Annotated in this window: 20 protein-coding genes and 2 pseudogenes; 7 read left to right on the top strand and 15 right to left on the bottom strand. The window is 57.8% G+C overall.

Annotated elements, in window-relative coordinates:
- Nucleotides 1–130: 130 nt before the first annotated feature.
- The gene (locus ACOERD_RS09370) at nt 131–1606 is read right to left on the bottom strand and encodes a M81 family metallopeptidase (RefSeq protein WP_419738837.1); all 1476 of its coding nucleotides are present in this window, start codon (nt 1604–1606) and stop codon (nt 131–133) included.
- 83 nt (nt 1607–1689) lie between these two features.
- Nucleotides 1690–3291 (bottom strand): ABC transporter substrate-binding protein, encoded by a 1602-nt coding sequence (locus ACOERD_RS09375; protein WP_419738838.1) that lies wholly within the window; start codon nt 3289–3291, stop codon nt 1690–1692.
- A 64-nt stretch (nt 3292–3355) separates the two neighbouring features.
- Between ACOERD_RS09375 and ACOERD_RS09380 the strand changes: the two genes are divergently transcribed.
- Nucleotides 3356–3793 carry a helix-turn-helix domain-containing protein gene (locus tag ACOERD_RS09380; protein WP_419738839.1) on the top strand — a complete coding sequence of 146 codons (438 nt, stop codon included), beginning with the start codon at nt 3356–3358 and terminating at the stop codon, nt 3791–3793.
- A 175-nt stretch (nt 3794–3968) separates the two neighbouring features.
- Here ACOERD_RS09380 and istB read toward each other — a convergent pair.
- Both istB and istA read right to left on the bottom strand, forming a co-directional pair.
- Nucleotides 3969–4700: pseudogene (istB, locus tag ACOERD_RS09385) on the bottom strand (IS21-like element helper ATPase IstB).
- Nucleotides 4687–6195, bottom strand: a complete 1509-nt coding sequence (gene istA, locus ACOERD_RS09390) for an IS21 family transposase (RefSeq protein WP_419737605.1) — start codon at nt 6193–6195, stop codon at nt 4687–4689. Before istA ends, istB begins: the two are co-directional and overlap by 14 nt.
- A gap of 119 nt (nt 6196–6314) precedes the next feature.
- On the opposite strand from istA, the gene ACOERD_RS09395 reads away from it, so the two are divergent.
- Together ACOERD_RS09395 and ACOERD_RS09400 are read left to right on the top strand one after the other, a co-directional pair.
- Entirely contained in the window at nt 6315–6932 is a 618-nt protein-coding gene (locus tag ACOERD_RS09395; RefSeq protein ID WP_419738907.1) for an ORF6N domain-containing protein, read from the top strand.
- 47 nt (nt 6933–6979) lie between these two features.
- Complete coding sequence (locus ACOERD_RS09400; protein WP_419738840.1) at nt 6980–7408, top strand: hypothetical protein; 429 nt, start codon at nt 6980–6982, stop codon at nt 7406–7408.
- Between the two features lie 44 nt (nt 7409–7452).
- On the opposite strand, the gene ACOERD_RS09405 is transcribed toward ACOERD_RS09400, so the two are convergent.
- Entirely contained in the window at nt 7453–7743 is a 291-nt protein-coding gene (locus tag ACOERD_RS09405; protein ID WP_170468737.1) for a hypothetical protein, read from the bottom strand.
- A gap of 143 nt (nt 7744–7886) precedes the next feature.
- Nucleotides 7887–8309, bottom strand: coding sequence for an excalibur calcium-binding domain-containing protein (locus ACOERD_RS09410; protein ID WP_419738841.1), 423 nt, complete (start codon nt 8307–8309; stop codon nt 7887–7889).
- A 106-nt stretch (nt 8310–8415) separates the two neighbouring features.
- Between ACOERD_RS09410 and ACOERD_RS09415 the strand changes: the two genes are divergently transcribed.
- The gene (locus ACOERD_RS09415; RefSeq protein ID WP_419738842.1) at nt 8416–8898 is read left to right on the top strand and encodes a HugZ family protein; all 483 of its coding nucleotides are present in this window, start codon (nt 8416–8418) and stop codon (nt 8896–8898) included.
- Nucleotides 8899–8919: 21 nt separating this feature from the next.
- Here the strand turns inward: ACOERD_RS09415 and ACOERD_RS09420 are convergent, their stop codons facing one another.
- From ACOERD_RS09420 to phhA, 6 genes and pseudogenes are all read right to left on the bottom strand, one after another.
- Nucleotides 8920–9240 (bottom strand): antibiotic biosynthesis monooxygenase family protein, encoded by a 321-nt coding sequence (locus ACOERD_RS09420; RefSeq protein ID WP_170462743.1) that lies wholly within the window; start codon nt 9238–9240, stop codon nt 8920–8922.
- Nucleotides 9241–9351: 111 nt separating this feature from the next.
- Nucleotides 9352–11636: pseudogene (locus ACOERD_RS09425) on the bottom strand (glycosyl hydrolase family 28-related protein).
- Nucleotides 11637–11771: 135 nt separating this feature from the next.
- On the bottom strand, nt 11772–12173 hold the full coding sequence (locus tag ACOERD_RS09430; protein ID WP_419738843.1) for a DUF4864 domain-containing protein: 402 nt from the start codon (nt 12171–12173) through the stop codon (nt 11772–11774).
- Between the two features lie 48 nt (nt 12174–12221).
- Nucleotides 12222–13796 (bottom strand): lysine--tRNA ligase, encoded by a 1575-nt coding sequence (locus ACOERD_RS09435; RefSeq protein ID WP_419738844.1) that lies wholly within the window; start codon nt 13794–13796, stop codon nt 12222–12224.
- A gap of 122 nt (nt 13797–13918) precedes the next feature.
- A complete protein-coding gene (locus ACOERD_RS09440) occupies nt 13919–14272 on the bottom strand; it encodes a 4a-hydroxytetrahydrobiopterin dehydratase (RefSeq protein ID WP_419738845.1) in 354 nt (117 codons plus the stop codon).
- A 6-nt stretch (nt 14273–14278) separates the two neighbouring features.
- A complete protein-coding gene (gene phhA, locus ACOERD_RS09445; RefSeq protein ID WP_419738846.1) occupies nt 14279–15079 on the bottom strand; it encodes a phenylalanine 4-monooxygenase in 801 nt (266 codons plus the stop codon).
- Nucleotides 15080–15188: 109 nt separating this feature from the next.
- Here phhA and ACOERD_RS09450 point away from each other — a divergent pair, with 109 nt between their 5' ends.
- Both ACOERD_RS09450 and ACOERD_RS09455 read left to right on the top strand, forming a co-directional pair.
- Nucleotides 15189–15656, top strand: a complete 468-nt coding sequence (locus ACOERD_RS09450; protein ID WP_419738847.1) for an Lrp/AsnC family transcriptional regulator — start codon at nt 15189–15191, stop codon at nt 15654–15656.
- Between the two features lie 79 nt (nt 15657–15735).
- Nucleotides 15736–16158 carry a tellurite resistance TerB family protein gene (locus ACOERD_RS09455; RefSeq protein ID WP_170721088.1) on the top strand — a complete coding sequence of 141 codons (423 nt, stop codon included), beginning with the start codon at nt 15736–15738 and terminating at the stop codon, nt 16156–16158.
- Between the two features lie 2 nt (nt 16159–16160).
- Here ACOERD_RS09455 and dacB read toward each other — a convergent pair whose 3' ends face one another.
- The 3 genes from dacB to ACOERD_RS09470 form a co-directional block, all read right to left on the bottom strand.
- A complete protein-coding gene (dacB, locus tag ACOERD_RS09460; protein WP_419738848.1) occupies nt 16161–17639 on the bottom strand; it encodes a D-alanyl-D-alanine carboxypeptidase/D-alanyl-D-alanine-endopeptidase in 1479 nt (492 codons plus the stop codon).
- 66 nt (nt 17640–17705) lie between these two features.
- Nucleotides 17706–18326, bottom strand: a complete 621-nt coding sequence (locus tag ACOERD_RS09465; RefSeq protein ID WP_419738849.1) for a nicotinate-nucleotide adenylyltransferase — start codon at nt 18324–18326, stop codon at nt 17706–17708.
- Nucleotides 18327–18358: 32 nt separating this feature from the next.
- Entirely contained in the window at nt 18359–18829 is a 471-nt protein-coding gene (locus ACOERD_RS09470) for an MOSC domain-containing protein (protein WP_419738850.1), read from the bottom strand.
- 138 nt (nt 18830–18967) lie between these two features.
- On the opposite strand from ACOERD_RS09470, the gene ettA reads away from it, so the two are divergent.
- Complete coding sequence (gene ettA, locus ACOERD_RS09475) at nt 18968–20635, top strand: energy-dependent translational throttle protein EttA (RefSeq protein ID WP_419738851.1); 1668 nt, start codon at nt 18968–18970, stop codon at nt 20633–20635.
- Nucleotides 20636–20653: the final 18 nt, after the last annotated feature.

The raw sequence follows: 20653 nt of genomic DNA on the forward strand, positions 1-20653 counted from the left end.
TGCTAGTAGAAAGGACATGAATAGTCCGAAACGGGTTTTATCTGGCGTGGACCAAATCCCACGCCATAGAACCGGATGCTTAGTATGTTTGCGATTGGATTCCGTCCGTCAGACCTGTCGCTTGAAACTGCTATCCGGCGTCCACAAGGCTTTCATCGAAAAATGGCTGCGCAACGGCAGGCCAGAACGGCAGTTTTCGTTTTGTAAGCGGGAGGTCTTGGAATGCAGGCTGTGTTCCTCCGGGGCTGGCAACCTGCAGGATGTGATCCGAAATTTGGCTGAATGGGCCATAGAAATGGAACAAGGATTTCACCGCCACCACCGATTTCTCGGCCAGCCGGATGCCGATCTTCTCGAAGGCTTCAGGATGGTAAACCTGAACGCGAAGATCATTGACCAACAAGTCGATTTCTCCATCCAGGCGGAGCCAGACCACGGTGCCCATGGGTTCAAGACCAGTGCCGAGATGCTGACCCAAGCCCGTCTCGATATTCATAACTCTTGCAGTCAGGTCGATCGGGTCCCCTGAAACCACACCGGTTTTTCCACCAAGCCGAAGCATTAATCTGCTTCCAATGCCCGCATCCTGACAAATCCGCACTACTCCGGGATCCCAGAACAAACCGCTGGCAAAATTTGTCATTCCACGCGCCAGCATGCCTTTCAGCAAATGGGTGGCGTCGCCCGGCGCTCCTCCGCCTGAATTGTCACCCATGTCCGCCAGAACGTATAGACCGGACCGTGTACCAATGTGATCCAGCGCCTCGGAGATCGGTAGATACCGCGTGGTTACTTCGTTTCGCAACTCAAAGAAGCGCCGCCCCAACTCCTCGGCCAGTTGCGCGGCCAGTTGTGCCTGGCCATCTGCTATTACCAACATCCGCGCGCCGACATCTTCGACATCTGCCCAGGGAAAACCGTGACTCAATGAAACCGACAACACTCCGGGTCTGGTTTGAGCTGCGGCCATCTCGGCCACAAAATCCTTCATCGCCCCAGCTTTGGTCAGGTATAGGTTCATCATACGGGTATCAAAAAACGCCATCTTTGGCGTGATCTCACCCGCATGTGCCCGCTTTGCCAGATCAAACAGTTCGGCGGCGCAGGCTGTTGCATCGTCATGAGGGTATTCTCTGAAATGCACGATCAGATCGCTGGCGTTCAGCATCTTCTTTGTAAGATGAGAATGCAGGTCCAGCGAAACGCCGATCGTTGCATCCGGGCACTTTCTGCGGACGCGGGTCAGAATATCACCTTCACAATCCTCTATATGCTCGGCCACCATCGCGCCGTGAAGTTGCAACAGAATGATATCTGCATCGCCGCATTCTGCGAGATCAGACAAAATCGCGCCGCTCAGCGCGTCATAACAGCTGCGTGTGGTTGGCCCGGCGGGTTCGGCTATGGCGGTCAGGCTTTCGACAACCTGCCAGCCCAGAATTTCGGCCTTTTCGCGCCACAGATGAAGCGCCTCCGTCATAAGGTTTGGAGGCTCTTGGGTCGCCGTACCATGCCGAAGGAAATAGTCCTCAAAACCCGACATCGCAGTCGGCATCGTGCAAAACGTGTTCGTCTCTGTAGATAGTGTCGCAATGAAAAGTTTCATAAATTCTTTGTTCCCAACACGTCAGAGGACGGCTGCAAGAGCCATCCTCTGATCTTTGGCGATGCAATCATATTTCACCAGAGTTATTCGGCTTTCCACCAACGCTCCATATAGCTGCTTCCATCCAGATCCAGATTCGAGCCGAATTTTTCGGGCGTGCCAACGCTTGGGCGCGTGGCAAAAACATATGAAGCAAACATCGGGATCGCGACACCACCCTGATTGGCGACGATATCCTGCATTTCACCATACATCTGGCGACGTTTTTCGGTGTCCAATTCAGCCCGGGCCTCAACCAGAATCTTGTCGAATTTCTCATGCGACCAGAGAGATTCGTTCCAAGCGACACCGGATTGGAACGCCAATGAGAACATAAGATCCTCGACCGGTCGTCCGGCCCAATAGCTGGCGCACCAAGGTTTCTTCGTCCAGACCTCGGACCAATAGCCATCGTTAGGCTCTCGTTTGACAGAAACGTTGATCCCGCATTTCGCGGCCGAGTTCGAAATCAGCGTCGCTGCGTCCACCGCGCCAGGGAAAGCAGCGTCAGAGGACGAGAGTTCGACATTCAGCGACTCCAGACCAGCCTGTTTCAGATAGTATTTTGCTTTGTCCGGATCGAAAGTCTTTTGTTCAAGCTCAGCATTGAAATACTTCTGACCGGACCCGATTGGATGATCATTGCCGACCTCGCCGTAACCCAGCAGAATCTTGTCCACCAACTCTTGCCGATCGATGCCCCATTTGATCGCCTGACGCACATTGTTGTCGTCAAACGGCGCGGCATTGGTCAGCATTGGGAAGGAGTAGTGCTGCGTACCGGCAACTGAATGCAGCGTAACATTTGGATCACGCGAGACAAACTTAGCCGTCTTTGGATCAACCTTGTCGGCAATGTCGACGGACCCCGCCGACAGCGCCGCCATCCGTGCGGTCGTATCCAGCAGCACCAGAAGCTTCCATTCGTCCACATGCGCGACATCAGGGTTCCAGTGGTTCCCGTGACGGGCCAGATCCGCCGAAATCCCTGGCTGGAAATCCTTCAACTGATAGGCTCCGCAACCGATACCGGATCGCCAGTCAATGCTGTCACCCTCTGCCGGCAGAATAGCAAAACGGTAGTCGCTGAGGATGGCCGGGAAATCTGCGTTACCGCCCTCAAGCTCGAAAACGACGGTGTTTGGCCCGTCCGTACGCAGTTCCTTCACACCGGCCAACAGCGGCGCCCCAGTCGAGGTTGACCCTTCTCCGCGGTGAAAATTGATCGAGGCAATCACGTCCTCAACTGTCACTGTACGACCATTGTGGAACTCGACCCCGCCGCGTATCTCGAAGGTCCAGACCGAAGCGTCCGGCGAGGCCTCCCATGATTTTGCAAGCGACGGCTGCACGTTGCTGTCCGCGTCGATCGCAGTCAGGAAACCGTTCATGCCCAGGCTCAACGGAATCAGGAAACCCGCTGATATCTGCCCCGGATTGAGTTGCTCGGTCGTCCCGCCATGACCAATCCCGGCAATCATGCTGCCGCCCTTTTTGGGCGTGGCCGCAATAGCGCGATCCGCCAAAAGCGTTGCTGCACCGACAGTCATGCCGGTTGCCAAAACACCTCGCATGAACTGGCGGCGATCCACCTGACGCAATTGCAGACGCTGTTCCATCTGCCGCACGTATTGAAACTTATCCATTGCTTGACCTTCCCTGAGCATTCTTCTGTTGCCCGGAAGATCACGCACCAATTTGAGCTTAACAATGACGCCACATTATGCTTTCTTTAGCGAGTTTATGCGACGCAAGGGCCAACCACCTATGCACCAGGATTTAGCTGCAAACCTGCGTCACCTTTGTGCGGATTACCCGTCAGTGGCGGCTGTTTGCAGAGAGATTGGCATCAACCATCAGCAATTCGCCAAGTACCTCAACGGCCGCAGCATGCCCTCGCCAAACAACTTGCGCCGCATTAGCCGGTTCTTCGATGTGGGCGAGCATATCTTGCTGGGAGATCATGCAGAACTGCGGCGCCACACCACCCAACTCGCCAAAACCGAGGCGGATCGGCGACGAGACCCTCTGATCGATGTGTTCCCAGGTGATCTTCAACGGCTGCGGCCATTTCTCGGATCTTATCAAGTGTTCTTTCGCGCACCGAACGATCCAACCAAAGCCATTGTGTCAATCGGCATTGAATAATGACCCCCCATCGGCGTCCAAATTTGACCCCCCTTGGAGCTAAGAGGGGCGTTGAGGGGGTCGTGTTTAGGTTGATTCAGGAGGGGGTGGACAGCAGGTCAAACCGAAAAGAGAGCGTAGCTCGACTGAAGGTTTGACCTGCTGTCTGTTTTGAATTTATTCCCCGATTTCGAGGTTAGTCGCGGTGGTTAATTCGCCAGCTTTCGTTCCCGGTTTCGATGATATCGCAATGGTGTGTCAGTCGATCCAGGAGAGCAGTGGTCATTTTGGCATCTGTGAACACACTCGGCCATTCAGCAAATGCGAGGTTGGTTGTTAGCAGAATAGACGTTCGCTCGTACAGTTTGCTGATGAGATGGAAGAGTAATCGTCCACCAGACTCTGCGAACGGCAGATAACCGAGTTCGTCTATAATCACGAGGTCGACGCGGATCAGCTGCTCGCTGAGCCGCCCGGCGTTGCCTTCGCGATGTTCAGCCTCCAGCTTGTTCGCGAGATCCACAGCGCTGAAGAACCTGACCCGCCGGCGGTTATTGACCGCGTGGCCCCCGATCGCTGTTGCGAGATGCGTTTTGCCCGATCCGGTTCCACCGACCAGCACGCCATTCCTGGCCTAGTCCATAAAATCGCCGTCATGAAGATTGCGCACGACTTCCTCGTTGACGGGGCTGACCGTGAAGTCGAACTCAGGTAAGGACTTGCAGACCGGGAACTTTGCGGCACCCATCTGATACCGGATCGAGCGCGCAGTCTTTTCGGCCAGTTCGGCCGTGAGGAGTTCGGCCACGACCTGTTGGGGCCGCCAGTTGTTTTTGGCTGCGGCCTGCATCACTTCGTCAAAGCAGTTGACGATGCCTGGCAACTTCAGTTGACGGGCAAGTTCGAGAATTTCCTTACGCAGTTGCATGGGAGCCTCCAAGCCTGTCATAGCGAGCGCAATCCGCGATCGGTGCCATTTTCAGCTGCAGGTGGGCAGGCGGCTCAATCGCCTTTGGCGGCGGGGGATTGGTGCGCCGAGAGACAATGTTCAGGATCGCATCGGCCTTGCGCAGGCCAGATTTTAGAGCTTCTTCGCAGGCAGCCTCGACCACATCAATGTCGTGCTGGTAAGCAGCGAAAAGAATATCGGCAAGTTGCCGGTCTCCGTCGGATGTGCCCCGCAGATGGGTCCAGATCTGCGTCATTGCCGGTGGTAGGTCCCAGTCACGGAACGGTGCTCCATTGCGCAGAGCGCCAGGCTTGCGCTTGAGGACGGGCACATAGTGCCAAGGGTTGAAGATCGTTTTTCCTCGGCCGAAGCACCGTTCGTGCTCTCCGACAATCTCACCGTCTTGGCGCAGGACAATCCGCGTGGCGTAGACCTGCAACTGGACCTGACGTCCAACAGCTCTTGCCTCAACGCTGTATTTGTTTCTTTCGAAGTTGATCAGGCAGGTTCGGCTCACGGCGACCGTCTTTTCACGGAACCCGACGAAGGGCTTCTGCAGATGCGTCAGCAGCGGCTTTTCCTGCTGGAACTCCTCCCAGACCGTCACCTCCAGGTTTTCCGGATGCCGCAGTTCTTTTGCGCGTTTGATCGCGTCTTTTTGCAGCCGGGCATTCAATTCATCGAAGTCGGCCACCTCCAGACGCGGTGTAAAACTATAGGCGCGGCTCTCCTTGACCAGATTCTCAACCTGACCCTTCTCCCAACCGGCCGCGCGCGTACAGGCGATCGGGTTCACCAGATGATGAGAACACATCCGGGAGAATGCCTTGTTGAACTTTCTTTCCTTGCCCGACAGGATCGCATCGACGGCGGTCGTCATGTTATCGTAGATCCCGTTGATGCAGCCTCCACCAAAGAATTTGAAGGCCTCGTCGTGGGCATCAAAGACCATCTCCTGCGTCTCGCGCGGATAGGCAATGGAGAATGGCATGCGGCTATGGCAAAGTTTGAAATGGGCAACCTTCACGGTCGTGAGTGCACCGTCCATCAAAACCGTCTCCACACTCCAGTCGAACTGGTACGCCTCCCCAGGATCAAAGATCAGCGGGATGAACGCCTGCGCCTGTTGTCGGCCGTGCGCAATGCGCCAATTCTTTGTGTAGCGTCGAACACTGTCATACCCGCCGCCAAAACCATCATCGGAGAGTTCCTTCCAGATTTTGGTCATCCGCTTGCGGTGTTTCTTCGGAAGCGCCTCGTTCTCCTCAAGCGTTTCATCCAGACGCGCGCGCCAAGGCCCGAGCACCGGGTATGGCTGCGATTTGCGCTCATATTTGAACTCCGTCACTCCCGATCGGATTATCTTTCGAACCGTTGCACGGCTCAAATTGAGCGAACGGCAAATTTCCTTGATGCTCTTTTTTTCGATCAGGTGTAAGCGACGCACTTTTCTAATAGTTTCCACGCAAATCATCCCGCTTGCCTCTCCATCGACTGCTCAATGAAAAGGATGTCTACAACCATAGGGAGGGGTCAAATTTGGACGCCGATTTCCCCGCTTAGGGGGTCAAAATTGCACGCTTTTCTACAGATCTGGCGCAGTTCTACGGAAAATCCGTCAGCGCCTTCAATCAGGCCGTCTCACGCAACAAAGACCTGTTTGAAGGCTACCGCTTTCAACTGACCGACGCCGAGGTCGCCGATTTGCAATCACAGAATGTGATCTCAAAACCCAAAGGCCGCGGCGGGCGGCGGGTCAATCCTTGGGTCTATACGGATTACGGCGTGGCCATCGCCTCGGCCCTGTTCAAGGACCCGCGGGCGATCAGGATCACCCGGATGATCACCGAGGCCTTTGTCGACGGTGCGAACGCTCTGACCGAGACCCCGCGCAGGGTACCGGACATCCTGCCGCCCGAAGACGCTCCTGCCCCGCTGCTGCCCAATGGCGCGCAACTGCGCGATCTGGCCGAAAACATCCTCGATTCCGGCAAGCAGAGCCTTGTTGACTACATCGCCAGCCCCAGCACCAATCGCAAACAGGCCGTGGCGGCGATCATGAAAACGCTGGCCGAAACCGCCAGCGAAGATGTCCGCACCCAGCAGGAACGCCTGCGCCTGAGCATTGCCCAGCGCCTGGCCACCGGTGACTATGCTGACGATGATGACCGAAAGCGGCTGCTGGACTTGTTAAACGCAATGAAGGGCTAGCCTGCCACACACTTGCCAAAGAGTAATCTGCGGCTAGGTTCCTCGCTATGCGCTTTGTCCTGCTCTCACTGCTGCTCGGCAGCCCCGCCTATGCGTGGAACGCCACGATTGGCGAGATCTGCACATTGACACACGAAACCGAAGCAGAGGAGATCCGGCTCACCTACGATCCGGCGCAGCCGCTTTATACCCTCGAAATCACGCGCCGCGCCGAAGGCTGGACACAAACGCCTTGGTTTGCCATGCGATTTGAAGGCCCAAACCCGATTGAGATCGGAACGCCACGACACAAGCTGTCGGACGATGCGATGTCCTTGTTCGTCTCAGACACCGGCTTTGGCAACGTCTTGGACGGCCTCGAGTTCAACCAAACGGCCTATGCCTTCACGCAAGACGACCTGACTGAATTCTCACTGGAAGGTGCCGCGCCAGAGGTGCGCAAGTTTCGCACCTGCGCAGCGTCGCTGCTCTCGTAGCACTGCCTGGAGTGGCGCGGATCGGCCTGTGGTCAAACGTGCGTTCAGCCTTTGTCCCAATGGGCAATCACGTCAAAGCCTGCCGGGGTTGGCGGCGCTTCCATGAATTCAGCGAAATGCCCCCAAAGCTCGGCCACTTTTGGAGCGTTTGCGTTCGAGATATCCTCGCTTTCGACCACCGAGATCACGTATCCGGTGCCGTCCTCGTTCATCACATTGGTAAAACAGTGCATGCCGGGCATACCCATGATTTCAGATTTCAATTCGTTCATCTTCGCCGTGGCCGCCTCGCGCGTGCCGGGCTTCATTTTAAATTGAGTTACGCGTGCAAACATCTTTGTCCTCCCAAGCTGGGCGAAATTGCCCGATGGAGGCACCAAACTGGTACCAACGCGGTGCATCATAGCATGTTCTGGCAGAATCCCGCAGCGCCACAGGCCAAGCGGTCGCGGAGGTAACGGCCCTCAACCCAAGGGTTTTAGGGCTTGATGAACTTGGCGTTGCCCAAGGACCTTTGGTTGGCGGCTGTTTCACGGGGCGTGGTCGTGCTCGGCGAGGGGGCCGTTTGACGTTGTGCCACATCCGGTCCACAGGCCACTCCGTCACCGTCGGGGTCGTTGCGGGGATGATAACCCGCATAGCCTTCGTAAAACGTGCCGAACCCAACGGCCCGAGAGGCATCGCAACCGGCCAGCGCGATCAGATGGACCATGGCCTCATCCCGGCCATAGTCCGAAAGGCGCACGAACATGTTAAAGGAGATCAACGCGACGGTCAGCGGCAGGCACAGCACCATAAGCAGAATACGCACCGGAGAGAGCGCGCGTCGCCGGGCAGCTTCGGCCCGGCGCTGACGTTTGGTCGGCAAGGGTTCGTCCAGTTTGGATTTGCGAAACATCATGCCATCGCGATACAGGGGATTTGTGGCGAAGCCGAGGCAGAACGCGGCTTACCCACAAAGATCAGCGAGTATAGGATCACCTTCACGCTCACCAATGCGAGGCAAAATGCCAACCAAAGACCCCTACCAACCGCTGGACGAAACCGCCCGGGGCCTGATCCGCGAATTGATGGATGAGGCGACCCATGCTGCGCTCGCCGTTCTGAGACCGAGCACCGCTTTGCCATCAGTATCGCGGATTGCGCTGGCAACAGACGCCAAGGGGCAGCCGATCTCGTTGATTTCAAGCCTGTCGGATCATAGCAGGGCGCTACAGAACAACCCTGCCTGCGCCCTTCTGATCGGGGATCCAGGCCCTAAGGGGGATCCGCTGACGCATCCTCGGCTGACCTTGCACGCGACGGCTCGTTTGGTTGCAAGGGGAACGGCGCATCATGACAACCTCCGCCAGAGGTATCTGTCACTGCGCCCCAAGGCTAGACTCTATGCAGATTTCGCCGATTTCAGCTTTGTCCGCTTTGAGATTGAAGATGGGCTGCTGAACGGCGGGTTTGGCAAAGCTTACCGCGTCGAAGCTACAGACATCTGACACCGGGACACCGGACCTGCGTCAATTGAATGTCTCAGCCACGTCATACATGACCGGCTCGAAACTCTTGCACAGCTCATTGATCTTGCGGTTGCGGTCGCGCATTTCCGGGGTGCGTAGCATGGCCAGAAAATCCTCGCGCCGTTCCCATTGCGAATAATTGGCAATCCGGGTCTGTGCGTCGTTGACATGCAGGCCGGCGGATACAAAACCAGGCTGTTTTGAGATGAATTCGGAATAGGCATCCGTCAGCGCCTCAAGCAGGTCCTGACAGGTGCCGGGTGTCATCTCAAATGTCGTGATAACGGTCTGAACGCTGGCGGTTTTGGCTATGGTCGGCATCTGAGTCCTCCTTTGGCTTACCCTCAGCCTAGCACAGGATTCCCAAACGTCTTGTCTTTCCTGCCGCCCAAAGCGAAGTCGCCCCGTTAAAGGGGCGACTTGCTGGTATCTCTACTCTTCCAGACGCATTTGTACCGAGACATCACCGCTCAGGCTTTCGGCCCAACGTAGTTGGACCGCATCGCCATTACTGCCCTGTTCGACATCGGCATAGGGAAAGGAATAGCGCACCGACCCAAGCGCCGTTCTGAGCGGCCCAAGAACCGCTACCGCATCACAGCTACGCGCCTTGGAACCAAACGGCAACCGACCGTCCGAGTCGATGGTCCAGACCTGCGAGGCCGAGCTCTGGCTGTGTCGCACACGCAGCGGGTTTTCCACCTTGGCATCAATACCGTGATAGGTGTTGTTGCTGAACGTGACGTTGATGTGCTGATCCGCATCCAGATCCGCAAAGGACGTATCCACCCGGTCGGCGCGTTCTAGGTCTGTCCCACTAGAGCGGAACTTGTTACCGGTCACCGCCAGCCCGTTCAGGAAATGCCCCGGACCGTGCGGACGGATCACGATATAGCTGAACCAGGGCGGCGCCTCGCTGGAATAGAAGATATTGTCGGTGATGCTCATGGCGCTGAAGGAATAGCCCGAGACATAGGCGGGTGTCGTGTCCCGCTCGTTCGTCCACTGCACAAAGCAATTGTCCACGTAGTTCTCGGCGATGGTCGAGCTATTATAGGTGCCGATCATGATCAGCCCTGCTGTCCGCACCCCTTGCGGAATACTGTCGCCCTGGAAAAAGTGGTTGCCAAGGATCATGTTGTTGTCGCCGCCGATAACCGCAAAGTGCTTGAAGCGCACCGCCCGGTTGTGGCGGATTTTCACGTCGTTCGAGGTGGTGTTCAGCGCGATCGATTTGCGGTCCGTTACAATGAACGACTCTTCCGAGGACAGGAACTGGCAATTGTCGATCAGCATCCCCTTACAGCCCGTCCCAATCGAGGTGATTCCGCGATCCAGCGGGCGGCTGATGAAGCAATCCGACAATGAGAATGTGCTGCCCGCGGGCGCCAGACGGATGGCGCTGCAGCGACCGTTGCACTGGAACTCGATCTGTTCCATCCCGAACTTGCGCAGTACTCCGAAATTGCCGAAATCAAGCAGGTATTTGAAGGACACGAAGGTGAAGGTCTGAGTGCCTGCCGCGTCATACATCGGCGCGTTTAACGTCAACTCACCAGCGCTTTCATCTTTTCCACGTACATAGATCTCGCGCCCGACGCCGCTGCCCTGAACCAGCGAGCCGATGGGGATATTCGCCACATTGGCCACATTGATCAGACGGGTCGAATCCGCTGGATCATAGGTCGCGACCGAGGTGAAGGTCTCGGTATCCCAGGCCGAGCTGTTTTTAACATCGAACTGACCGTTACGGATGACCCGACGTGTCGAAAACCCCGGCTTGTTGGGAACGGCGGCAAACATGTTGATTGGGGCCGTCACTTCGATCTTGCGGCCGCCGAGATCCAGCGATTCATGGTCCGAGTTGTTCAGCAGCGCCTGAAATGCCTTTTTGAAGGCCAACTCCTCATTCCCGAACGCGGAGATATAGGCGGGCAGGTCATAGTTTTTCAGCAGCAGAAGCATCTTGTCGTCAGGCATCGTGACCGTGCCCTCAAACTCGACCTCAGAGGACAGGGTGGTATTCTCGGCCAGACGATAGGTGCCTTGGGGCACAAAAATGCGCCGGCCTCCAGCGGCCTGATCCGCCGCCTCGAACGCGGCCGAGCGTCGGCAATGCCGTCGCCCACTGCGCCATAGTCGCGCACATCGACACGGCTGACGATCTCACGCAGGAACACGCCGGTGACATCGGTGACCTCCAAATCATCGACGCGGATAACGGCCCCATTGGCGCCCTCGACATCAATGCCGAAATGACCGTAGAGCGCACTGACACCCCAAGCCATATCCACGCCCGGGCGTCGCCCGGTGCCCACAATGGCGGTGATCTCAGTCACTGCGCCATAGCTTGTCAGCTGGGTGGCTGGGCCTTGCTCGATGACCCCCGTCAGATGGGTGTCGCCCGCTGCTCCGGCCCAGGCGGCGATCCGCACTTCGGGCAGAGGGCCACTGATCGCCTTGACCCGCGCCTTGATCTGCAAATAGCACCCCGGCAGGATCGGGGTCTGGCCCATGTAGCGCAACTGCTGCGGGCTGTTGATCTTCAGGATCTCAAGACAGCCGCCAAAATCCGCATCCGATGGCACAAATGCCCCGGTGCCCGAGCCATCATAGGTCGGTGAGCCCGGCGTACCATCGCCCGCAGACCACACGCCCAGACCGTTTTCGAAAGCAGGCGGCATGAACACAATGCCGTCGGTGATTGCCTTGTTCATAGAAATCCCTTTCCTCGTCGCGCGGCCCAATGGCTGCACGTTCAAACGCCGTGTTCAGGTCCATCCCGAACGCGACAGTCTGAGTATCCAAAAGGGATTAACCGCCACTCATACGACCGTGACGGTGGTGTTGCATCAGGCTGCAGGGTCAGCGCGACCCAATAGCTGCACGCCGTTGATCTTCCAGCCATTTTCCTGCTGGATCATCTGATAATCGAGAATGTGAACCGCGCCATCGCCATCGGTGATCATGACCTTCTGCCACAACGCGCCTGCGACCTCGCGCAGTTCCAGAAACCGCACATCAGAGGGACGCCAGACCATGGGATAGCCATTGCGTACCATCGCTCCGAAATTGTCCGGGTTTCCAAAGAGACGCTGGATATTGGGGCTGGCAAAGGTAAAGGCCGTGGCGAAATCATCCGCCTTGAAGGCCTGAATCTGGGCCGCAATATTGGCCTCGATCTCGGCGCTCTGGGCAGACGCACCCGAGGCCAAACCGGCGCTCAGGGACAGGGCAAGCAGTAAACGACGCATGGGGCTACCTCCTGTCGGAACGGTAGCCCCATGCGGGATCAGGTCAAATCAGACCAGTTCTCCGGCCAAGGCCTTGTCGATCAGTGCAATCGTTTCCGGCACGCCATAGAGGGCAATGAAGCCGCCAAAACGCGGGCCTTGCGAGGCCCCCAACAGCACCTCGTAGAGGGCGGTGAACCAGCCACGCATCGGGTCAAACCGCTCGCGCCCGATGGAATAGACCACCGATTGCAGAGCCTCATCCTCGGCCGGGCCGTCATAGGCCTCGAGCGCGGCCTTGAGCGCCTCCAGCGCTTCGCGCTCTTGATCCGTCGGGGCGCGGTGCTTGCGCGTTGGTTTGACGAAATCGTTGAAGTAGCGCACGGCAAAACCGGCCGCCTGATCCAGATCGGGGTGGCTCTCGGCGGTCGCCTCAGGCGCGTAACGGCGGATAAAGCCCCAAAGCGCCTCTTTGTCTTCTGCCCCGGAAACCGACGCAAGGTTCAGCAACATGGCAAACGGTACGATCAGGGTCGATTCCGGCACGTCACCGCCATGAATATGCCAGACCGGGTTGTTCAGCTGCGCCTTCAGCTCCTGCCCCGGATAGGCCCGCAGCTGCTGATGGTATTCATCGTAGGCCTTGGGAATGACGTCGAAATGCATCCGCTTGGCCGTCTTGGGCTTTTGATACATGAAATACGACAGGCTTTCCGTCGGTGCATAGGTCAACCATTCGTCAATCGACACACCATTGCCGGACGACTTCGAGATCTTCTGACCATTTTCATCCAAAAACAGCTCATACGAGAAATGCTCGGGCGCTCGGCCACCCAAAGCACGGCAGATCGCGTCATAGATCTTTTCGTTGGTGGCGTGTTCCTTGCCGTACATCTCGAAATCGACACCAAGCGCAGCCCAGCGCGCGCCAAAGTCCGGCTTCCACTGCAGCTTTACGTTGCCGCCCGTGACGGGAACGGTCCATTCCTTGCCGTCTTCATCGTCGAACGTTACGGTGTAGGTCTCGGCGCAGACCTTCTTCATCTTCACATACAGAACCCGCCCGGTTTCGGGGTGGATCGGCAGGAAGATCGAGTAAGTCTGCTGGCGCTCTTCGCGCAGGCTTTTCAGCATGATGGCCATGATGGCCTCATAGTTGTCGACGGCGCGTTTCAGCACCTCGTCGAACTGACCCGAGCGGTAGAAGTCGCGCGCCGAATAGAACTCATACTCGAACCCAAAGGTATCGAGGAACCGCCGCAGCATGGCGTTGTTGTATTCGCCAAAGCTAGGGTATTCGCCGAACGGATCCGGCACCGACGTCAGCGGGCATTGCAGGTAGTCCTGCAATTGATCCGGGTTCGGCACGTTGCTGGGCACTTTGCGCATGCCGTCCAGATCGTCCGAGAAACAGATCAGCTTGGTCGGGATATCCGAAAGCGCCTCGAACGCGCGCTTGACCATCGTGGTTCGCGCGACCTCACCAAAGGTGCCGATATGCGGCAGGCCTGAGGGGCCATAGCCGGTCTCAAAAAGCACAAACCCTTTCTCCGGAGCGTTCTTCTGATAGCGTTTGAGCAACCGGCGCGCCTCTTCGAAAGGCCAGGCCTTGGACGACATTGCGGTTTCACGCAGTTCAGACATCAGATTTGCTCCATCGGGAAAAACAGCGCCGGTCGCCCTTTGCAACCGACCGGCCCCTCCTATTGTGCCGGTGCAGCATGAGTCAATAAAAGCGCGGGGTTTTTCCGAAGGCAAAAGCCGATTCAACCGGTCAACTGGTCCAGTTTCGCCGCCCAGATAAAGTCATTCTCGTTGAGCCCGCCGATTTCGTGGGTCGTCAGCCTGACATCCACATAGCCCCAGCCGAACGAGATATCAGGGTGGTGCCCCTGCTGATCCGCCAGCCATGCGCAGAGATTGGCCAGATATGTCGCCTTAGCAAAACCCTTGAACGCGAAGTGGCGGCTTAGCTCGGTCGACCCGGCATTCAGTGTCCATTCCGATGACAGCTCACCCATATGAGCGTTTGCCTCATCTGCCGTCAGGGCCGGAATGCCGCCGGAACAAGGTACGCACGTACGGTCTGACAAGTTGCAGGTTTGTCCTGTTGTGGTCATTTTCGATCACTCCGCTGCTGTTGCTTTAGGCGGGAACTTGTTGGGCAATAGACCAAGCGACTGCGCCTGCTTTACATCTGCCAACAGGTCCCTGTCGGCCGCTGCGAACAGCGCCTCGGGGTCTTGCAGAACAAAGTAGCCCATTTGGTGCATGTCGATCCGGTATGGAGTACGCAGGATCGTCAGCACGTCAAACGGGTCTCGTTCGGGAATGTCGCTTTCGACCGCATAAACAAGTTCAGTGGGCGAGGACGCAAGCCCCGAACCCAGCGCTTTGATTTCACCATCCTGCCACCGTAACCCGAACTCGACCGAAAACCAATAAAGCCGGATCAGCCAGGCATAGTCCTTTGGCTCAGCCTGCACCCCGGCCTTGCCGATGGCCCTACTGAACGCCGCAAATCTGGGATCACTGAGCAAGGGCGTATGCCCAAAGATCTCATGGAAAATGTCCGGCTCTTCAATATAGTCGAAATCCTCGCGTGAACGGATGAAGGAGGCAGCCGGAAACACCCTGTCGGCCAGCATCCCAAAAAAGGTTTCGAACCCAATCAGCGCTGGCACGGGCTGAACCCGCCATCCAGTCAGATCCAACAAACGTTCCGAGATATCCTTGCAGGAAGGCACACGGGTCTTCGGCAACTCCAAACGTTTCAAGCCGTTGAGATAGTCACGCGCCATGTATTTCTGTACGGTGTTCTGCTGCGCCGCGTAGAGATCGGCCCAAACGGCATCCTCTTCAGCCGTATATGCGATATGACCCTGCGCATCGGCGATTTTAGCGCGGTATTTCGTTGATTTCGGCATCTTCTCCTCCCCTTCACAGATATTCTATTCAAGGGAGGCGGTGAATTCAGTTTCTCTAGATGGGAAAATCCCTTATAGTTGAACGGATCATTTTGCATTGAGGATAAAATTGGCACAAACGTTTCATCCTGCCGATCTAGCCATCCTGCAACAGCTGCAAACCGACGGCCGATTGTCGATGCAGGAGCTTGCAGACCGCACGGGCTTGTCGGCCTCGCAATGCTGGCGTCGGGTACGGGATCTTGAGGCATCCGGAGTTGTATCGGGCTACACCGCGCAGGTCCGTGCCAAATCCGTCGGGCTGAACGCAATTGCCTATATTCACGTCGCGTTGCAGAGCCATCAGGAAGACAGCATCAACGCCTTCCTCCGTCTGGTTGAGACCGAGCCTCAGATCGTGGAATGCGCGTCAATTACCGGAGATCATGACTTCCTCCTCAAGGTCTACGCCAAATCGCCCGAAGATCTTGAGCTTTTCATAATGCAGCGCCTTCTGAAGTCAGGTCTGGTCCGTGACACCCGCAGCAACTTCGTGCTGCGTCAGACCAAAACGCGGGGACCACTGCCAATTCTCTGACACGCGCCCGCAAAAGCCGTTGAACCTGCCCGCCAGCCCTCCTATCTTGCGACGGCAGCAAATGACTCAGGACGACCCAATGACCGACCAAGTACCACACCCGATGTCTCCGCAAGATTGCCTTGTGGCGATCATGGTCGCGATCTCGGCGTCGGATGAGACGATCCGCACCGCCGAACTGGTCAAGATCGAAGGCGCGGTGAACATGCTGCCTGTTTTTGCGGGCTATGACATCGACCGCACCCGCCGGGTTTCGCAAATCGTGTTCGACCTGTTCGAGCAGGAAGATGGGTTGGATGCTCTCTTCGGCCTGATCCGAGACAACTTACCCGAGCGCCTGAACGAAACGGCTTATGCGCTGGCCTGTGACGTGGCCGCTGCAGACGGTTCACTGGCCGAAACCGAGCTGCGTTTGCTGGAAGAAATCCGCTATGAGCTGAACATCGACCGCCTGCACGCTGCCGCGATCGAACGCGGTGCCCGCGCGCGCCACACGATTTAGGTTCAACTGCCGTAGAGAGACCCCCAGCGCTCAATCAAAGCCCGCTGAAGCTTGCGCGACCGGCGGTTCCAACTGCGCGCGCCTTCTGGTCGCTCGCGTTGTTCGCGCGGGATCGTGGCGCGGTGGTCCACATCTGCCGTAAAGATCGCAAAGGCCAGTTCAGACCCGTCAGCCGTAGTCAGAAACCCACCCAGACCTGAGACGAAGTTCAGCGTTCCGGTTTTTGCATTCACCTTGATGGGATGATCCTTGACCGCCCGACCCTGACTATCGGTCAGCGTGAAAGGCTTGAGCAGGGGCCGCAGCGCCCCGGTTTTGCGCGCCGCAACAAGCGCCTTTACCAGATCGCCCGGAGGCATGCGGGACGCGTCTCCCAGACCCGAATGGTCCACCATGGCGATTTGGTTGGCACCATAGGTCTCCGCCGCCCAGCGGTTCATCTCAGCCGCCGAGTCCGCCAGATCACTCGGCCTCACCCCGCGTGCTGTAGTGGCCGCCATACCAACCATTTCTGCCGTCAGATTGGTCGAGTATTTCAGCATCCCGCGCAGGATGCTCTCTAACCGGTCACTTTGATGCACCACCAACGCAGTGCCCTGCGGGGTTTCCTGCGTGACTTGCACCCGACCCAGAACAATCCCGTTTGAGCGGGCAAGCGTGCGAAACACATCGCCCGCATAAAGTGCAGGTTTTCGAACGGGTAACCAACGTGCGCCGCCATTGCCCAGCGCGCCTTTGGCCACGGTCCAGCGGTCCTGACGTGCGCTGGGTTGATAGGTGTAGATCGGTAGGCTGCGCGGTTCCACCCGCATCACAGCCATATCGACATCCGGACGGTACTTGGCGCTGCGCGCATCCATCGTGACGTTGTAATTCGTCCCGGCCCGCTTCCATTCGAAATGAACGCGGTTGAAGTTCAAAGAAATTCCGCTGATCGCCGGGCTATAGCCCAGATGATCCGGTTGCCCGGGGTCGATGCTGAACGCGTAGGGCAAGGCTCCGTCATAGACTTTGAACGCCCCGCGAACTTCGGTCACCCCGGCCTCGCGCAGATTGGCTGCCATGCTTGCCAATGCATCCGTATCCAGCAGAGGGTCGCCGCCACCAACAAGGATCAAGTCGCCCTTTAGAATGCCATTCTCAATTGGACCATCCGCCAGAAGCTTGGTCTCAAAGCGATGATCTGGACCCAGTACGTCCAACGCATAGAGCGCGGTCAGCGCCTTGCCCACACTCGCCGGAGGCAACCCGGCCTCACCCCCCAGCGCTTCAAGCTGGGTGCCTGTCTCAACATCTGCCACAGCAAAGATCACATCGCCCCGCAGCCCGGCTGCGCGAACGAACCGCTCGGCCCCGGTCAGCTGAGGTCCACGGGCCTGAGGTCGCAAGGACACCAAGGGGGCCTGCGCCATGGCAGCCGCAGGGACCGCAGCTGCACTCAACCCTGCCAGGAACAAACGGCGTGAAATACGATCAACCATGGGTCAATTAAAATCCCAGAGATGAAATTTGGACAACCATTGCATGAGAATATGCGGGCAATGTGGCTATTCGGGCAACACTCCGTTTGCCCAGGTGCCGCGATTACGAAGATCAGTTGAACTAAGATTGACCATCGGCACGTTCACGAAACACCATGCCGGAGCCTGCGCGCGCCCCAATAAATGCCGCGCCTGCCCGTCAATCCTGTAGGGTGCATAGACCCGCGCAGCTGACGACATCCGCGCGGAAATTCGATCCCCCGGTCGCGCCACAACGCCCACGGGGACGCTGTCCATGATCTGCCGCCAGTCCTTCCACTGATGAAACTGCGCCAGATTGTCAGCCCCCATGATCCAGACAAATCGCACTTGAGGATAAAGCCGCCGGAGGGCCACCAGAGAATCCGCCGTCGCCCGCGTACCCGTCAGCGCCTCGATATCCGTAACGTCCACCCGAGGGTGCTGCATCACCGCCCGCGCGGCCTCTAACCGACGCGGCAAAGGCGCAGGCCCGTGCTGTTTCAGAGGGTTACCCGGAGAGACCAGCCACCAAACACGATCCAAGCCGAACGCTTTCATCGCCTCAAGCGTGACATGTACATGACCTTGATGCGGAGGATCAAAGGAGCCTCCGAACAGCCCAATGACCTGTCCAGGTCGAGCATATGGTATCTGGCTGCGCAACATCCTTTGCTGTTGTTCAGAACTGAAGCAGCTTGTCAATCAACAGGTTGTACTGTATCGCCTACCCGAGCGCGTCCAGGGCGCACCACTTCCGCACACCACCCGCCGTGCCCACGCACGGCAGAATAGCCCCCTTTGCCAAGCGCTTCCTCCATCCGGCTGCAGGGCGCACAGATCACGGTAAAGCGCAGAACCGCCTCACCCACCTGCACCTCGCGCCCCTTGAGGGCCGCGAGGTTAATCCCGGAAACCACCAGATTGCGCCGCAATATCTCTGGCGCAATCCGCCCTTGTCCTAGATACGAGCCAATCGCTGCCAGATGCTCCTGCTGGATCAAAGTCACCGCCCGTTTGCCCGCGCGACTGCGATCTCCGTCCAAACCATCGGCGGAAATCGTAGCGTCGCCTAAAGTGACGATTTCCGACCATCGGGCTGGACGCACTCCGATCCAATCGACCCGACCGGACTTTGCCCACCCAGCAATCAATTCCGCAAGTTCTGACATCTCACGCGCCTCTCAAACCGAAGCCACTCTAGCCCGCCTAAGGTCTAAGCAAAAATCACGAAACCACCAGCTTGCCCCGCCCGCTCCGCTTGGATATCAAGCGTTTCAACCCAATTTCCCCGACCCAGAGGACGCGACATGGCCGCCTATCAATATGTCTACCACATGCAGGGTGTCTCCAAGACTTATCCCGGTGGCAAGAAGTGCTTTGAAAACATCCACCTGAGCTTTCTGCCCGGCGTGAAAATCGGTGTCGTCGGCGTCAACGGCGCGGGTAAATCGACGCTGATGAAGATCATGGCTGGCCTCGATACCGACTTCACCGGCGAGGCATGGGCGGCTGAAGGCGCCAAGGTGGGCTATCTGCCACAGGAACCGCAGCTGGATGAATCGATTTCCGTCCGCGAAAACGTCATGCTGGGCGTGGCCGCGAAGAAGGCCAAGGTCGACCGCTTCAACGAGATCGCCATGGAGATCGCCGAGAATTACTCGGACGAGTTGATGGAGGAAATGACCACCCTGCAGGACGCGATCGACGCGGAAAACCTGTGGGACCTCGACAGCCAGATCGACGTCTCGATGGAGGCACTGCGCTGCCCGCCGGACGATGCCAATATCGCCAATCTGTCGGGCGGTGAAAAACGCCGCGTGGCGCTGTGCAAACTGCTGCTAGAAGCGCCCGACATGCTGCTGCTCGACGAACCGACCAACCACCTGGACGCCGAGACCATCGCCTGGCTGCAGCAGCACCTGATCGACTACAAGGGCACCATCCTGATCGTCACTCACGACCGCTATTTCCTGGATGACATCACCGGCTGGATCCTCGAACTCGACCGAGGTCGCGGCATCCCGTACGAGGGCAACTACTCCGCATGGCTGGAACAAAAGGCCAAACGGCTGGAGCAGGAAGCCCGCGAGGACAAGTCCAAGCAAAAGACCCTGCAGCGCGAATTGGAATGGATGCGTCAGGGTCAGAAGGCCCGTCAGGCCAAATCCAAGGCCCGGATCAACGCCTATAACGAGCTGGCCGAACAGTCCGAGCGCGAAAAGCTGACCCGCGCCCAGATCGTCATCCCCAACGGCCAGCGCCTTGGTGGCAAGGTGATCGAGGTCGAGGGCCTGTCGAAACACATGGGCGATAAGCAGTTGATCGAGGGGCTGGACTTCGCCCTGCCCCCGGGCGGCATCGTCGGCGTCATCGGCCCCAACGGTGCCGGTAAATCGACGCTGTTCAAGATGCTCACCGGTCAGGAACAGCCCGACAGCGGCACCATCACGCTGGGCGACACGGTCGAGCTGTCCTACGTTGACCAGTCCCGCGACGACCTGAAAGACAACGACACCGTGTGGGAGGCGATCACCGGCGGCGCCGAGATCATCCAATTGGGTGACGCGCAGGTCAATTCCCGCGCCTATTGCTCGTCCTTCAACTTCAAGGGCGGCGACCAGCAAAAGAAGGTCTCGCTGCTGTCCGGCGGTGAGCGCAACCGCGTCCACATGGCCCGCCTGCTGAAAGAGGGCGGAAACGTCCTGTTGCTCGACGAACCGACCAACGACCTCGACGTCGAAACCCTGCGCGCCCTGGAAGACGCGCTGGTCGATTTCGCCGGCTGCGCCGTGGTCATCAGCCACGACCGCTTCTTCCTCGACCGGATTTGTACACATATTCTGGCGTTCGAGGGCGATGCGCATGTTGAGTGGTTCGAGGGCAACTTCGAAGACTACGAAGAGGACAAAAAACGGCGGTTGGGGCCGGATGCGCTGGAGCCCAAGCGGTTGAAGCATAAGAAGTTTGCGCGGTAGGTTTTGTATACCGCCGAC

The sequence above is a fragment of the Ruegeria sp. genome (assembly GCF_965199275.1).
Lineage (GTDB): Bacteria > Pseudomonadota > Alphaproteobacteria > Rhodobacterales > Rhodobacteraceae > Ruegeria.